Raw genomic sequence first — 13,895 nt, forward strand, 5'->3', positions numbered from 1 at the left:
TATTGGCTATGACGCAAGAATATGACAGGAATAATCAGGCTAAGCCTCTAACGAGGCTGACAAATATAGACTAAAGCAGGAGGGAAATTGCGGACCACCCGTATCTTTCTCCAGGTGAAATAGCGAGATAATAGAGGTTCGGAAAGATGGCTGTACTGGAATAACACCAAAACGCCCTTGTTGGCCCGCAAACGTTGCTGGGCCTGCTGTAATATCTTGATACTTATCTTGGTTGGGATTGATAATAGTGGCAAACAGCAAAATACCGCATCGTAATCTTGATCCAATTGTTCTGCGGAACGAAAAGCGACCTGCAAGCGCGGATCATTAATCTGATGCAATGAATGCACAAAGTGTGGCTGGATTTCGTAAGCCTGCAAACGCGAGCTTTCTGACATATGCGACAAAATACGCTTGGTCAGCACCCCATCAGCCGCCCCTAGCTCAGCAATATTAAGGTTTTTTTTCCAATCCACCTGATTCAACATTGCCTGACATAACCAAGGCGAGGAAGGGGCCAAGGTGCCAACAGTGCGTGGTGAGGCAATAAAACGCTGTAAATAAGAGAACTGACTTTTAAAATTACGCCGTACAGTGTTTAACATAGCCGTTCCTCGGGAAACCGGATGGTCTACAATAACACCTTATTTTCCTTAAGTTCTCATTAAGATTGCTCTAAGAGTTAACTATTTTTTGTCTATAAATAGAAGAAATCTGATGTTATGAATGCTCACAGCAATAAAAAAATCAAGCCCGATATAACAATAATTCGTAATTGTCATATCGGGCTTTTAATCAATACCAATACTGTATCTAACTATTTCGTTAACACTTATTGACGATAAAAGATTAACGGTAAATTTCAGCGCTGGCACTGTAATTACTCGAATCACCGGGGTTACTGATACCAATAATTCGGTAGTGACTGGCCCCATCAGCATCCGCTTTCGCCTTCAGTGCTGACTCGACATCCATCGGTGACCCACTGACATTAGAAAGAGAAATAACCCCGATACTTTGTAATTTAGTTGCTTGTTCTGAGCTGACTTCTTGCGCAGCCATAGTGGCGAATGATGCGGTAGCAATAAGTGCAGCTGCGATGACTGGTAGTAGTTTCATAATATGCTCCAACTGACGGGTTATATGTAATGTCTTTGTGAGGTTAATTATGAGTGAACCAATGCAAGGGGACGTAATGCTATGTAAAGAAGACTAATCATTGTGAGGAGAATAAGGAGGAAATAAAAATATCTATGTCGCAGGAGAATATGAATAAAAAAACAGGGACGCCAGTATAATATACCGCCGTCCAGTTATATATTTAGCTACGCTTTGCAACAATCATCATAATATCACTGGTGAAAGAACCATCAGTTTGAATCTCATAATGATTAATAACGCTATCAGATGCTGATTTCTGTAACTCACGAATGGCGGTAGCGAAATGTGCCGGTGTGCGCATTCGGGCAATCCAACTACTGAACTCCAAATATAACCTATCGGATGTCACTTCATTAATGATCAATCCAGCCTCGCTAAACAGCGCCAACCATTCGCCCGGCGCGTAATTACGAACATGCGAGGTATCACGTAAAACCTCCACAGTTTGCAGATAAATATCTAACACAGGATGACCGGGCGAAACCACATCCATAAATATCACCTTGCCACCGGGGCGTAATACTCGCTTAACTTCGCGCATAGCCTGGCCCACATCATGCCAGTGGTGAGCTGAATAGCGGCTGATGACAATATCAAAGCTCTGATCATCAAAGGGTAATGATTCAGCCAACCCTTGCTTTACTTCAATATTAGTCAGCTTTTTATCCGCAGCGGCCTGGCTGACAACATCCAGCATTTGAGCTGAAAGATCATAAGAAACCACTGTCTTTACCGCCACCGCCGCGGTAAAACTGGCGTGCCCTGCACCACAGCCGAGATCAAGCAAACAGGCATCAGCATGGGGTTGCAGTAGTGCCGCCAGGCGCTGTAAATCTTTACCTTGAGCATGAACTGTACTGGTTAAATAGGCATTTGCCTGATCACCAAACTGTCTTTCAACGGCATCTTTGTGGCTATTTTGCGTCGTCATTGCATCCCCATTTTATGATTTAACCATCTGATTTACTTTATCTATCTTATTACCTAAAAGGCGTTAAAATGTTTTTCGGAATTAAATCTACTCTATCCAAAACTGAACAATCACAATAGCGCTTTTTCATTAGGGAAAACATCATGGTAATACTTAGAGCAATGCGTACTGACGAACTCAGTGACTATCGGAATTTATTTATTACCGAATATGCACAGGATTTATCGTCCAACAGTGGTTATAGCAGCGAACAGGCCTTCGCTCATGCCAGCCATAGCTTTGATAGCTATCTACCAGAGGGTGTTAATAGCCCTGACGATCATTTGTATTGCATCGAAAATAAAAGCAATATCGGCCAAGATAGCCAACTGGTGGGCTATTTATGGTTCGGATTGGGTAAAAACGATAGCGCGGCCTTTATTAAAGATTTTTATGTGCTGCCACAGTGTCAGCGCAAAGGATATGGCTCGGCCTGTTTACAGGAATTGGAAAAATTGCTGGTGGCTCAAGATATATTTGAGATAAAGCTACGCGTCGCGGCGGATAACCCACAGGCAAAGAGACTCTATGAGCAAATGGATTTTTTGGTGACGGGCTTTAATATGTCCAAATCGCTACAACCAATGGACAAATCATAATAGGCATAAAGGCAATATTAAGGATGCGCTTGCAGGTCAGCAAACGAAAATAGATAAAAGGCTGAGAATCGGACGAACAGTTCATCAGGATTGTTGCCTGCTGTTCCTCTGATAAATCAGTCTAATCCAAGTGTGGACGTGAGATTAAACCATTTTATCATCACCCATCTGTTGCAGTTGATCTTTGTAAGACTTCACTTTCTGGCGTTTCTTCATCCAGATAGAAAATGACACAACAAAAATCCCACCCGCCAGGGTTAATACACCTAACTCATGTTGATAAAACAGCATAATAATGAAATAGACAGCAGATATAATTGCTACCCATTTAGCCGAATGACCAATAGAGCTTTTCTCATCGGTCAAACGGCGGATACTCTCTTCCTCACTGATCCCCATACTTAATCCTCCTTATTGTTCAGCTTATAATATTGGGGCAGTTGCATGATAATTCAACATATTTTTCAGTTTTTATTTTGTTAAGTCGAGATAGCGCTGATTGACTATCCCGACTCAGTTGATATTAGCTACAAAATGATACGTAAAACGTTCAGTCAAAAGGGGAGGAAGATTAAATACTATCCTGAAATTTTCGCGCCTTGGCTGTTTGCTGTTTTTCCAGTTCAAAAATAGCCCGTTGCAATCCTTTTTCCTGGATGGGGCTTAAACGAGGAAATTTAAAACTCAGGCGCTGCATGGTGAGGGTTTCGCCTTTGTTGTTCACCACTTGTTTATCGATAGCTCGGATAAACTGTAAATCCAATTTAAAAATACCAAAACCACATAAATCAACTGACACATCGCGCAGAATGCCACAATTCTGGACAGGGAACTCACTACCTTTCACGGCATACACCCCCATTCCCCCCAAAGAAACATCAGCCAGTGTGTATGAGAATTTACTGCCGTCGACAAATTTTCCGGTGCAATAATAAGCGGGCCATTGAGGTATGTTTACCCGAAAATATTCCCGACGTTGAATAAAGTAGAGGCTGTCAGGAATGGAGGTACTGAAAGCAGGTAAAGATAAATATTGTATTTCTTTCAGTGGATTGCAGGTAAATTCAATTTTTGCGCCTGTCGGCTCGGCAATAACTGTTAGTTGACTGGCAGCAAGTGCCGCAATGTTCTCATGAGCTACGCTGCCAAAATCAAAAATAAATTGATTCGTCTCAGGAACGACATCCAGAATACGACTAATAAATTGCCCGCGAGCATGAACTATCATCACTGCGGTATCATTCTTCTTTAAATCACGAAGAATTGCACAAATCGCTAATTTATTGGTTTTTACAAAATTATCTTTAGACGTTTCGCTCACCAGCCATCCCCATCTTTAATTTATTGCTCTGGCTACCCAGATTATTATTAAGAAGCATGTAAATATCCGACATCGTTATCGGCAGATTTTGGCGAAACTTTAGTTATTATTTTATACCCTAAATAATTCGAGTTGCAGGAAGGCGGCAAGCCTTTTTACCGATTGTTGCCAGTCAGGAATTCGCTTTGCAGCTTCATTGTGATCCGCGTACGTTATTGCTGCAACTATTGGCGGTATCGAATACCACGGATGGGGTGATTGTGGATTTCTCGGTAATTACCTTTAACCCGGTTGATTATAAAATCAGTTATTATCTTAAACGCCACCCGCTGGATTAAATTTAAAAATAAAGCGACATTGGCGGATGCCAAATATCGCTTTACTGAATAACGCCGATTCGTAATAAATTAGCTACGAACTAAATCATCGCCGTAACCAATCCACTTATAGGTTGTCAATGCATCCAACCCCATTGGGCCACGAGCATGGAGTTTTTGTGTGCTGACTGCCACTTCTGCGCCCAAGCCAAACTGCCCACCATCAGTGAAACGCGTGCTGGCATTGACATAAACGGCTGATGAATCAACCGCGCGAACAAAATGTTCAGCATTGCCAAGTGAGCGCGTCAAAATAGCATCAGAATGACTGGTGCCATGTTCACGGATATGGTCGATGGCAGCATTGATGTCAGCCACAATCTCCACATTGAGATCCAGAGATAGCCATTCATCATCATAATCAGCAGCTTCTACCGCCACGACCCTGGCTTGGCCTTCCGCCAAAAACGGCATAGCTTGCGGGCTGGCATGCAATGTCACACCAAAGGCATGCATTCTGTCACTCAATGCCGGTAGGAAACGCGCAGCAATGTCTTGGTGGACAAGCAAGGTTTCCAATGAGTTACATGCACTTGGCCGCTGAATTTTAGCGTTTTCAATCACTAACAAGGCTTTTTCAACATCCGCGCTTTCATCGACAAAAGTATGGCAAACACCGATGCCGCCGGTGATAACCGGAATGGTCGATTGCTCACGACATAATTTATGTAAGCCCGCTCCGCCGCGTGGGATCAACATGTCGATATAGTTGTCCATCCGCAGTAATTGAGTCACTAACTCACGATCCGGGCTTTCAATCGCCTGCACCGCCGCGGGTGGTAAACCACATTGCTCCAGCGCTTGCTGGATAACTTTTACTGTTGCCTGATTGGTGTGGTGCGTCTCTTTACCGCCGCGCAAAATAACCGCGTTGCCGGTTTTCAAGCATAAGCTGGCCACATCAATCGTCACATTAGGGCGTGCTTCATAAATGACACCAATCACTCCCAGCGGGACACGGCGGCGTTCAAGTTTCAAACCACTATCGAGTAAGCTACCGTCAATAACCCGGCCAACAGGGTCATTCAGGCGACATACCTGACGCACATCATTAGCAATGGCAGCTAAACGTGCAGGACTTAGTAGCAATCTGTCCAGCAGCGCCTCACTCATACCGCTGTCACGGGCAGCCGCCATATCTTGTTCGTTGGCCTGTAAAATGGCCTGACTTTCAGATTCCAGCAGATTTGCAATCACGGCCAAAGCTTGATTCTTCTTTGCCGTACTCAACATTGCCAATTGCCAGGAAGCCTGTTTAGCGGCTTTCCCCATCTGTTCCAGCATGCTCATGCTTGCTCCTTAGCTGACAATCATATCGTCACGATGAACAGCCACCGGGCCATATTCATACCCGAGGATTTCACTGATTTGTTGCGAATGGTGCCCCGCCAGCATGCGTAAGGCATCACTGTTATAGCGTGACACGCCGTGAGCCAAATCGCGCCCACTGAGATTACGAATACGAATAACTTCGCCGCGCGAGAAGTTCCCCACCACACTGCGAATGCCTTTTGGTAGCAACGAGCTGCCGCGCTCCATTATCGCGGTTACCGCGCCATCATCGACGGTAATTTCACCGGCTGGCGGTGCACCAAAGATCCAGCGTTTGCGGTTTTCCAGTGGTGTTTCCAGCGCGTGGAATCGAGTGCCAACTGGCGTTCCCCCAATCACGTCAGCAATAACACCCACCTGACTACCCGCAGCAATCACCACATCAATACCGGCACGACAAGCAACATCAGCCGCCTGCAATTTTGTCGCCATGCCACCGGTGCCAAGACCAGAGACACTATCGCCGGCAATCCCGCGCAAAGCATCATCAATACCATGCACTTCGCGAATTAATTCAGCTTGCGGATTATTACGTGGATCAGCAGTGTATAGCCCGGCCTGGTCTGTCAGTAGCAGCAATTTATCGGCACCAGCCAGAATCGCCGCCAATGCAGAGAGATTATCGTTATCGCCAACTTTGATTTCAGCAGTGGCAACAGCATCATTCTCATTGATAACCGGCACTATGCGGTTATCCAGCAAAGCATTCATGGTATCGCGAGCATTTAAAAACCGCTCACGATCTTCTAAATCAGCACGGGTCAGCAACATCTGGCCGATGTGAATGCCATAGATTGAGAACAGTTGTTCCCAAAGCTGAATGAGCCGGCTCTGCCCGACAGCGGCGAGTAATTGCTTTGAAGCAATAGTGGCGGGTAATTCGGGATAACCCAAGTGTTCACGCCCTGCTGCAATGGCACCAGAGGTGACAATAACAATACGATGACCTTTTGCGTGTTGCTGGGCGCACTGGCGCACCAGTTCAACAATATGGGCACGATTAAGACGACGGGAACCGCCAGTCAGGACACTCGTCCCCAATTTCACAACCAATGTCTGGCTGCCACTCATAATTTTTCTGCCGTTGGGATGTAAGAATAAAAGAAAGGGTATAGGAGTCTTTTTAACAGGTGGGAGACGTTATGCCAAGCACTTTGCGGATCAGCGTCTTAATTGGCATTGCAGGTTAGGTATAAGCCTGCAATGCCAGTTAAACAGGTCTATTTTTATGCCGACAACTTAACCGGCTGCTCGCTAAAGTCTTGTGCTGGCTCCAATCTCATTTCAATGGAAGTCAGCATCTCGGCGAGGCGTTTATGAAAACCACGTAATGTAGTTTCCAGTTTCTCTTGTACTTCAGGATCTTTAATCTTTTCCGCTTTCCAGTTGCCATCTTTATTAAACAGGCCGAGCTGGTAAACATAGGTGAAATGATCAGCCGCGGGTTCCAGCTCTATCCACCATCCCCAGAACTCACGCTTCTCTGGAGCAAGCTTCACATTGACGCACACAGCCAAACAATCAAAGAAAAACCGGTCGTTCTGGCACTGCCCTTCACGCAGGTATGGCCCTAAAGCTGCAAAACGTTTCATAAGCTTGCTTTTAGGATGAGCACTGGTTGACGTCATTCTTAAATCTCCTTATGTAGACTCACCTTTTTAGCAAACTGTTAAAAATTAGCAACTCATTAACGCATTTTATCTTCTAACCACTGGCTGGTTTGCAATAATGCGCGATGGAAATTGTCATACAGCGGTGTTGATGATATGGGTAATAATTTGCCATCGGCAGAAGAAGAACAAATGAGTTTAGCTTCCTCTTTCGGGCTGAAAGGGTCGTTTTCCCAGAAACCAGCCAACATAGGAGTTTGGCAACGCCGCCCTAATAACCCTTGGGTTTTTAAAGAATAGCGGTTCATTTCTGCTCTGAGTATTTCGTCTGCGGCATCCGCCATGCCCAAACGACTGGCCATCACATCCATATACATATCAGGTAATTTTCGCTGGCTATCCGCGTTGCACAAAAGATGATGCACAATTGGCCCGAGGCACGCCACTGCGCGCACACGCTGTGGTTCCAGATAACCCAAACGTACCGCCACGTTGGCACCGAAACGAAAACCAAAAACACTGACGCGCAGATGATCAACCCACGGAATATTGGGCAAAGCCTGCAACACTTGTTGATGCAGGAAGCTGGTGTCCTGAGTGAGTTTCCACTTTGATGAAGCTCCGACGGAGGGCAGATCGATGGTCAACATCGCTATCCCTTTGGGGGCCAGATAGTCGCGGAACAGGCGATGATAATCACTTTGCAAAGTATCCAGCCCACCGCACATCAGTACGGTTGGAAATGGTGCACTGCCGATAGTCGGCATATGCAGGAACCCGGTAAGCGTACCGCCATCAGAAATATCAAAGCTAAGTTCTTTCAAGGTGTAAGGCAGATGTTTAGCCGCTTCTTCATATGCGCGATTAGATAGCACCTCCACTTGCTCGGCCAACTCATCCCCTTTCAGGTGTGGATAACCGGCAATGCTGTATAAATTTGCCGCATTCAACCAATACTGGCCGGCATTCATTGGGTCAGCTTCTTCCATGGCTTTTTGTTGCCACTGCATCCCCTGATGGGCCCATTCATAAATCCAGTTGCCATTGCGGTAACCCACAACGGTATCGAGCAGTTCGTTATCGCTGTGTTCCGCTTTAGAGCAAGCAATGCGTGACAACACCTCTTCGATTTCAAGCGGATCGACACCACGCCAGGTCCAGATTAGGCGGTTGATCATGCGGTACCAATGATTGGTGGTGTCACCATCTAGCGCCGAATGAACATTCATTGCCTGATTGCAGTGGGCGTGCCGCACTAGCGTTGAGGTTTCAGGATGCTTAAATTTTGGTTTGAACAGAATTTCAGAAAGGTTGGCTTGTGCCATGATAACAATAGCCTCCATAAGCCGTGATTCAAGCCCTTTAGGGCTGGTCAGATGGGGTCAAGTGTACTCATACTGCGGGGAAAATGAAACGCCCGGTAGGCACCGGGCATTGAAAGCGAACTAAATTACTTACCGCTTAGTGGGGCAACGAAGGTTACCGCCATATCCCACGGTTGCTCAATCCATGTGTCCTGAGGAATATCAACCACATAGTCATCAACCAATGGACGACCCGCTGGCTTGGCAAAAATGGTGACAAAACGTGCTTTCGGATACATTTCACGGATAGCAACCGCCGTGCCGCCAGTATCAACTAAGTCATCAATCACAATAAAGCCTTCACCATCGCCTTCAGCACGTTTCAAGACTGTAAGCTCACGTTGGTTATCATGGTCATAGCTAGAGATGCAAACGGTGTCGACATAACGAATACCCAGCTCACGCGCCAAAATACCCGCTGGTACTAAGCCCCCACGGCTAACCGCGATGATGCCTTTCCATTGATCAGCAGGCATTAAACGACTTGCCAATTTGCGGGCGTGAATTTGCAACATATCCCAGGTAACAACGTATTTTTCGCTCATAAAGTGTAATCCCAGCCAATATAGAAGTGGCTTGCCATGGTTCAGAAGGGGAAAAAAGGTTGCGCGAGATTATAGAGAGCCAGCCGGATAAAAACCAGCAATTATCCGGCTAATTAATCAGGTTAGTTACAGTTATTGTGCGGCGATACGCGCGTAATACTAATGAAAGTGATATTCTCAAACTATCTCGCCATCTTAATGGCGGTGTATCACCACCCTTAAAATCTTTAGTCATCAACCCAATAGCATCTCTGACATCTCTACTGTGAGGTTGCCGATATGAGAATGCTGTTACAGGAGACTTACAGTGTCTGAACTGTCTCAACTTTCGCCTCAGCCGTTGTGGGATATTTTCGCAAAAATCTGCTCGATCCCTCATCCGTCTTACCATGAAGAAGCGCTAGCACAACATATTATGACCTGGGCCAAAGAAAAAGGTCTGCATGCCGAGCGTGATAAGGTCGGTAATATCCTGTTGCGTAAGCCTGCTACCAAGGGGATGGAGAACCGCAAGCCCGTTGCCCTGCAAGCCCATTTGGATATGGTTCCGCAGAAGAATAATGATACGGTGCATGACTTTACCAAAGATCCTATTCAGCCTTATATCGACGGTGAATGGGTTAAAGCCCGTGGCACCACATTAGGTGCAGATAATGGCATTGGTATGGCCTCCGCGCTGGCGGTACTGTCTGACGATAGCGTCGAGCATGGCCCGTTGGAAGTGCTGCTGACCATGACCGAAGAAGCCGGTATGGATGGCGCATTTGGTCTGCAACCTAACTGGTTACAAGCCGATATTTTAATTAATACCGACTCCGAGCAGGAAGGCGAAATCTATATGGGTTGCGCCGGTGGTATTGATTTTATTACCACTTTAGCGCTAAAGCGCGAAGCAATCCCCGCCGGTTATCAGACGCTGAAACTGACGATTAAGGGTTTGAAAGGTGGTCACTCAGGAGCTGATATCCATTTAGGACTAGGCAATGCCAATAAACTGCTGGCTCGTTTCCTGTTCGATCATGCCAAAGAGTTAGACCTGCGAGTACTGGATTTGAATGGCGGCACCCTGCGTAATGCCATCCCACGTGAAGGTTCTGCGACTCTGGCAATTGCCGCAGACAAAGTCGATCAGCTGAAAAGCCTGAGCCAAGAGTACCTGGCCACCTTAAAAAATGAGCTGGCCGCAGTTGAAAAAAATCTGACTGTGCTGCTTGAGCCAACATCTGTGGATGCTAAAGCGCTGACTAAAGAAACGCAGCAGCGCCTGATCGCTTTATTGAATGCCACACCAAACGGTGTCATTCGTATGAGTGATGCGGTGAAAGGCGTGGTTGAGACCTCACTGAATGTGGGTGTAGTGACCATGAATGAAAACGAAGCAGAAATCATTTGTCTGATTCGTTCCTTGATCGACAGCGGTAAAGATTACGTTGTCGGCATGCTGACGGCTATTGGTCAGTTGGCTGGCGCGGAAACTTCACCAAAAGGCGGCTACCCTGGCTGGCAGCCAGACCCAAGTTCACCGGTGATGGCGCTGGTGCGGGAAACCTACCAAAAGCTGTTTAACAAAACGCCTAATATCATGGTGATTCATGCAGGTCTGGAATGTGGTTTGTTCAAAAAACCTTATCCGGATATGGATATGGTCTCCATTGGGCCAACCATGACTGGGCCACATTCACCGGATGAACAAGTTCATATCGAAAGTGTGGGCCAATATTGGCAATTACTGACCGCACTGCTAAAAGCCATTCCAGAACGCGCATAAGCTGATTTAGCTAGCTTTTAGTACAATAATGGCGGGCCTAATGGTTCGCCTTTTTTATGTTATTTTCACTGTTATTCCCAACTCAGCAATAATTGCCGCTCAAGTTGTGGGTCGAGCAACGTGACGTGTAACCCGACCAGCCGAACCCCACGTCCCGCGCGCCGCTCATTCCATGCTTTTCGTGCCACTTGCAATAAATCGGCTTTATTCAACTGGGGCCAAACATGCTCTTGTGTCGTTTGCTGAAAATCATGAAACTTGAGTTTCACCCCTTGCCGGGCAATATGCAGATCTGGCCTGACTTTGCGAAGGCGAGTTTCCAGCTCAATATAAAGCTTTTCAATCAATGACTCACAGCTTTCCCAATTATGAATATCCTCAGCCAGTGTTCGCTCGACGCCTACCGACTTACGTAAGCGATCAGGAGAAACCTCACGTTCATCAATGCCGTGACTGCGCTCCCACAACACATGACCAAACTTGCCAAAGCGCTTTAATAATTCAGCCTGCGGATAGTTTTGCACATCACTACAGGTTATCAACCCCAGCTCTTGTAAACGTTTTGCCGTCACTTTGCCCACACCTGGGATTTTACTCAGCGGCAAGTCACGCAAGAAGGGCAGCACCTGCTCTGGCGTTATCACATACTGACCATTGGGTTTATTTAAATCAGACGCGATCTTGGCTAAAAACTTGATTGGGGCAATACCGGCAGAAGCCGTTAAATTAAGATCCATCGCAATGGCCTGGCGGATTTCTTGTGCAATTAATGTGGCGGAACCGCTGCACACCTGGCAATCAGAGACATCCAGATAGGCTTCATCCAGCGAAAGTGGCTCAATTAATGGGGTATAGCGCGCAAAAATCTCACGAATATGCTGCGAGGCTTCTTTATAGGCCGCCATTCGACCGGGGATCACTTTCAGTTGTGGGCAAAGTTTCAATGCCATGGCTGTGGGCATCGCGCTACGAACCCCATAACGGCGGGCGGGATAATTGGCGGTGCTAATCACACCGCGCCGATCACGGCTACCGCCAATCGCAATAGGAATATCACGCAAACTGGGATCGTCACGCATTTCGACTGCTGCGAAGAAGCAATCCATATCGACATGAATAATTTTTCGCATATTTATTCCCCCAATCAAACCACTGTATAAGGATACAGTTAAATTGGAGAAATTCAAGATTATCCTAGATCCTGACCGCGCAGACAGAGCAATAGCTTGCGTGCCTTTAGCCTAATGGTTCATCACATTTTCCTCAGAGCACGAGTGAAATGTGTCAACGCTATTTAGAACCGGTCAATAATGAGTAAAAAAGCTGCACATGGCAGCTCTTTTAAAATTGAAATCACGATGGTGCGTGTTGTTACTTAACAATAGAACTTTTCAGTGATTTATCCTGCTGATGGCGCTCTAAAGCCAATTCAATCAGTGTTGTTATCAATTCCGTCGAGCCAACGCCGGTGGCGCGCCACAATTTAGGATACATGCTGATATTAGTAAACCCAGGCAGCGTGTTTATTTCATTGATAATAATGGTGTTATCAGGTGTTAAAAAGACATCGACCCGTGCCATACCGCAGCAGTCAAGCGCACGAAATGCCGCTAAAGCAACCGCACGAATATTGTCACTGGTAGCACAGTCTATTGGTGCAGGAATAATGACCTGAGCACCGGTTTCATTAATATATTTTGTGTCATAGGAATAGAACTCGTCGCTGATAACAACTTCACCACATAAACTGGCTTGCGGATTATCATTGCCCATAACTGCACATTCGATTTCGCGTCCAACAATAGCCGATTCCACCAACACTTTATGGTCAAAATCAAAAGCTAACTCTACCGCTTGCTGGTATTCAGTGGCATTCCGCACTTTACTCACACCAACCGATGAACCTTGATTTGCGGGTTTTATAAATAAAGGTAAACCGAGTTTTGCCGTAATTTGCTCAAAACGGTAGTTATCTTTATTTGCCCTGGTCAGGGTAATAAATGGCGCGATATTCAGCCCGGCATCACGGAGTAACCGCTTGGTAATATCTTTATCCATACTGACCGCCGAACCTACAACACCTGATCCGACAAAGGGAATATTGGCCATGCGCAGCAGGCCCTGCAAAGAACCATCCTCCCCTAGTGTCCCATGGACAATAGGGAAAATGACATCTAATTGAGTTAATGCAGAGGCATTATCCGCGGTGATAAGTTGCTGATGATCCTGACCGGGAATCAAAGCCACATTTCGGTTTGAATGATTCAGAGAAATCAATGTTGGGTTTTCTGCATTTAATAAGTAACTGGATGCATCATTAATATGCCATTTCCCTTGTTTATCAATACCTAACAGCGTCACATCAAATTTTTCTTTATCAATCGCATCTACGATATTTTTTGCTGACTGTAATGACACTTCATGTTCAGCCGATTTACCGCCAAAAATCACACCAACTCGCAATTTCGACACATCACATTCCTTCTTAAGACCTGGTACTCAGGGCGCGACCACCCAATAAAATTACCAGTAACATTAATACAACCTTTGCATGCTTCACTAATGTTTTTTAAGATTCCTACAGAATTTTCTGATTCAGGTGGATGAATCATTTTTGTCTTAGAGAAAGATAAACTCCATATACGTCTTTCAATAACATAAAACGTTAATTCACCATTGCTAATATTCATGATTATCCTAATCAATATGGCGACTAATTTTATCAAAAACAGAATTGAATTCTGTTATTGGTATTTTTATCATTTTTGTCATTTATTTTTAATAAAAAATCATTAAATTCTACCAAGTCGAAAAATATTGATTGTATGATTAACGTCACCCTGCAAAA

The 13,895-nt window shown here is 45.6% G+C and carries 14 protein-coding genes and 1 pseudogene; 3 read left to right on the plus strand and 12 right to left on the minus strand.

Annotated features, from left to right (window positions below):
• Positions 1-47: 47 nt before the first annotated feature.
• The 3 genes from HU019_RS13565 to HU019_RS13575 form a co-directional block, all read right to left on the minus strand.
• On the minus strand, positions 48-605 hold the full coding sequence (locus tag HU019_RS13565; protein WP_174849424.1) for a class I SAM-dependent methyltransferase: 558 nt from the start codon (positions 603-605) through the stop codon (positions 48-50).
• A 244-nt stretch (positions 606-849) separates the two neighbouring features.
• Complete coding sequence (locus HU019_RS13570; RefSeq protein WP_174849425.1) at positions 850-1,119, minus strand: YdgH/BhsA/McbA-like domain containing protein; 270 nt, start codon at positions 1,117-1,119, stop codon at positions 850-852.
• Between the two features lie 202 nt (positions 1,120-1,321).
• The gene (locus tag HU019_RS13575; protein WP_174849426.1) at positions 1,322-2,092 is read right to left on the minus strand and encodes a class I SAM-dependent methyltransferase; all 771 of its coding nucleotides are present in this window, start codon (positions 2,090-2,092) and stop codon (positions 1,322-1,324) included.
• Between the two features lie 143 nt (positions 2,093-2,235).
• Here HU019_RS13575 and HU019_RS13580 point away from each other — a divergent pair, with 143 nt between their 5' ends.
• Complete coding sequence (locus HU019_RS13580) at positions 2,236-2,730, plus strand: GNAT family N-acetyltransferase (RefSeq protein WP_174849427.1); 495 nt, start codon at positions 2,236-2,238, stop codon at positions 2,728-2,730.
• A 144-nt stretch (positions 2,731-2,874) separates the two neighbouring features.
• Here HU019_RS13580 and HU019_RS13585 read toward each other — a convergent pair whose 3' ends face one another.
• Together HU019_RS13585 and HU019_RS13590 are read right to left on the minus strand one after the other, a co-directional pair.
• Positions 2,875-3,129, minus strand: a complete 255-nt coding sequence (locus tag HU019_RS13585) for an ABC transporter ATP-binding protein (protein WP_174849428.1) — start codon at positions 3,127-3,129, stop codon at positions 2,875-2,877.
• Between the two features lie 172 nt (positions 3,130-3,301).
• A complete protein-coding gene (locus HU019_RS13590; protein ID WP_174849429.1) occupies positions 3,302-4,051 on the minus strand; it encodes a flagellar brake protein in 750 nt (249 codons plus the stop codon).
• Positions 4,052-4,179: 128 nt separating this feature from the next.
• Between HU019_RS13590 and HU019_RS13595 the strand changes: the two are divergent.
• A pseudogene (locus HU019_RS13595) lies at positions 4,180-4,389 on the plus strand (GntR family transcriptional regulator); the annotation flags it as partial.
• A gap of 69 nt (positions 4,390-4,458) precedes the next feature.
• Here the strand turns inward: HU019_RS13595 and proA are convergent.
• From proA to gpt, 5 genes are all read right to left on the minus strand, one after another.
• Positions 4,459-5,712, minus strand: a complete 1,254-nt coding sequence (gene proA, locus HU019_RS13600) for a glutamate-5-semialdehyde dehydrogenase (RefSeq protein WP_174849451.1) — start codon at positions 5,710-5,712, stop codon at positions 4,459-4,461.
• 15 nt (positions 5,713-5,727) lie between these two features.
• Positions 5,728-6,831 (minus strand): glutamate 5-kinase, encoded by a 1,104-nt coding sequence (proB, locus tag HU019_RS13605; RefSeq protein ID WP_174849430.1) that lies wholly within the window; start codon positions 6,829-6,831, stop codon positions 5,728-5,730.
• 155 nt (positions 6,832-6,986) lie between these two features.
• On the minus strand, positions 6,987-7,388 hold the full coding sequence (gene crl, locus HU019_RS13610; protein ID WP_019081349.1) for a sigma factor-binding protein Crl: 402 nt from the start codon (positions 7,386-7,388) through the stop codon (positions 6,987-6,989).
• Between the two features lie 59 nt (positions 7,389-7,447).
• A complete protein-coding gene (gene frsA, locus HU019_RS13615; RefSeq protein ID WP_174849431.1) occupies positions 7,448-8,695 on the minus strand; it encodes an esterase FrsA in 1,248 nt (415 codons plus the stop codon).
• 125 nt (positions 8,696-8,820) lie between these two features.
• Positions 8,821-9,279 carry a xanthine phosphoribosyltransferase gene (gpt, locus tag HU019_RS13620; protein ID WP_174849432.1) on the minus strand — a complete coding sequence of 153 codons (459 nt, stop codon included), beginning with the start codon at positions 9,277-9,279 and terminating at the stop codon, positions 8,821-8,823.
• Positions 9,280-9,586: 307 nt separating this feature from the next.
• On the opposite strand from gpt, the gene pepD reads away from it, so the two are divergent.
• Complete coding sequence (gene pepD, locus HU019_RS13625; protein WP_174849433.1) at positions 9,587-11,047, plus strand: beta-Ala-His dipeptidase; 1,461 nt, start codon at positions 9,587-9,589, stop codon at positions 11,045-11,047.
• Between the two features lie 71 nt (positions 11,048-11,118).
• Here pepD and dinB read toward each other — a convergent pair whose 3' ends face one another.
• On the minus strand, positions 11,119-12,177 hold the full coding sequence (dinB, locus tag HU019_RS13630) for a DNA polymerase IV (protein ID WP_174849434.1): 1,059 nt from the start codon (positions 12,175-12,177) through the stop codon (positions 11,119-11,121).
• A 241-nt stretch (positions 12,178-12,418) separates the two neighbouring features.
• Complete coding sequence (gene ddlA / locus HU019_RS13635) at positions 12,419-13,519, minus strand: D-alanine--D-alanine ligase (protein ID WP_174849435.1); 1,101 nt, start codon at positions 13,517-13,519, stop codon at positions 12,419-12,421.
• Positions 13,520-13,895: the final 376 nt, after the last annotated feature.

Origin of the sequence: Yersinia artesiana (assembly GCF_902726545.1) — a bacterium.
GTDB classification, from domain to species: domain Bacteria; phylum Pseudomonadota; class Gammaproteobacteria; order Enterobacterales; family Enterobacteriaceae; genus Yersinia; species Yersinia artesiana.

Excerpts from the sequence above, each read along its gene's own strand:
- proB (WP_174849430.1), bottom strand. The coding sequence starts at position 6,831 with ATGAGTGGCAGCCAGACATTGGTTGTGAAATTGGGGACGAGTGTCCTG.
- HU019_RS13565 (WP_174849424.1), bottom strand. The coding sequence starts at position 605 with ATGTTAAACACTGTACGGCGTAATTTTAAAAGTCAGTTCTCTTATTTA.
- frsA (WP_174849431.1), bottom strand. The coding sequence starts at position 8,695 with ATGGCACAAGCCAACCTTTCTGAAATTCTGTTCAAACCAAAATTTAAG.
- proA (WP_174849451.1), bottom strand. The coding sequence starts at position 5,712 with ATGCTGGAACAGATGGGGAAAGCCGCTAAACAGGCTTCCTGGCAATTG.
- HU019_RS13575 (WP_174849426.1), bottom strand. The coding sequence starts at position 2,092 with ATGACGACGCAAAATAGCCACAAAGATGCCGTTGAAAGACAGTTTGGT.
- crl (WP_019081349.1), bottom strand. The coding sequence starts at position 7,388 with ATGACGTCAACCAGTGCTCATCCTAAAAGCAAGCTTATGAAACGTTTT.
- gpt (WP_174849432.1), bottom strand. The coding sequence starts at position 9,279 with ATGAGCGAAAAATACGTTGTTACCTGGGATATGTTGCAAATTCACGCC.
- dinB (WP_174849434.1), bottom strand. The coding sequence starts at position 12,177 with ATGCGAAAAATTATTCATGTCGATATGGATTGCTTCTTCGCAGCAGTC.
- HU019_RS13585 (WP_174849428.1), bottom strand. The coding sequence starts at position 3,129 with ATGGGGATCAGTGAGGAAGAGAGTATCCGCCGTTTGACCGATGAGAAA.
- HU019_RS13580 (WP_174849427.1), top strand. The coding sequence starts at position 2,236 with ATGGTAATACTTAGAGCAATGCGTACTGACGAACTCAGTGACTATCGG.
- HU019_RS13570 (WP_174849425.1), bottom strand. The coding sequence starts at position 1,119 with ATGAAACTACTACCAGTCATCGCAGCTGCACTTATTGCTACCGCATCA.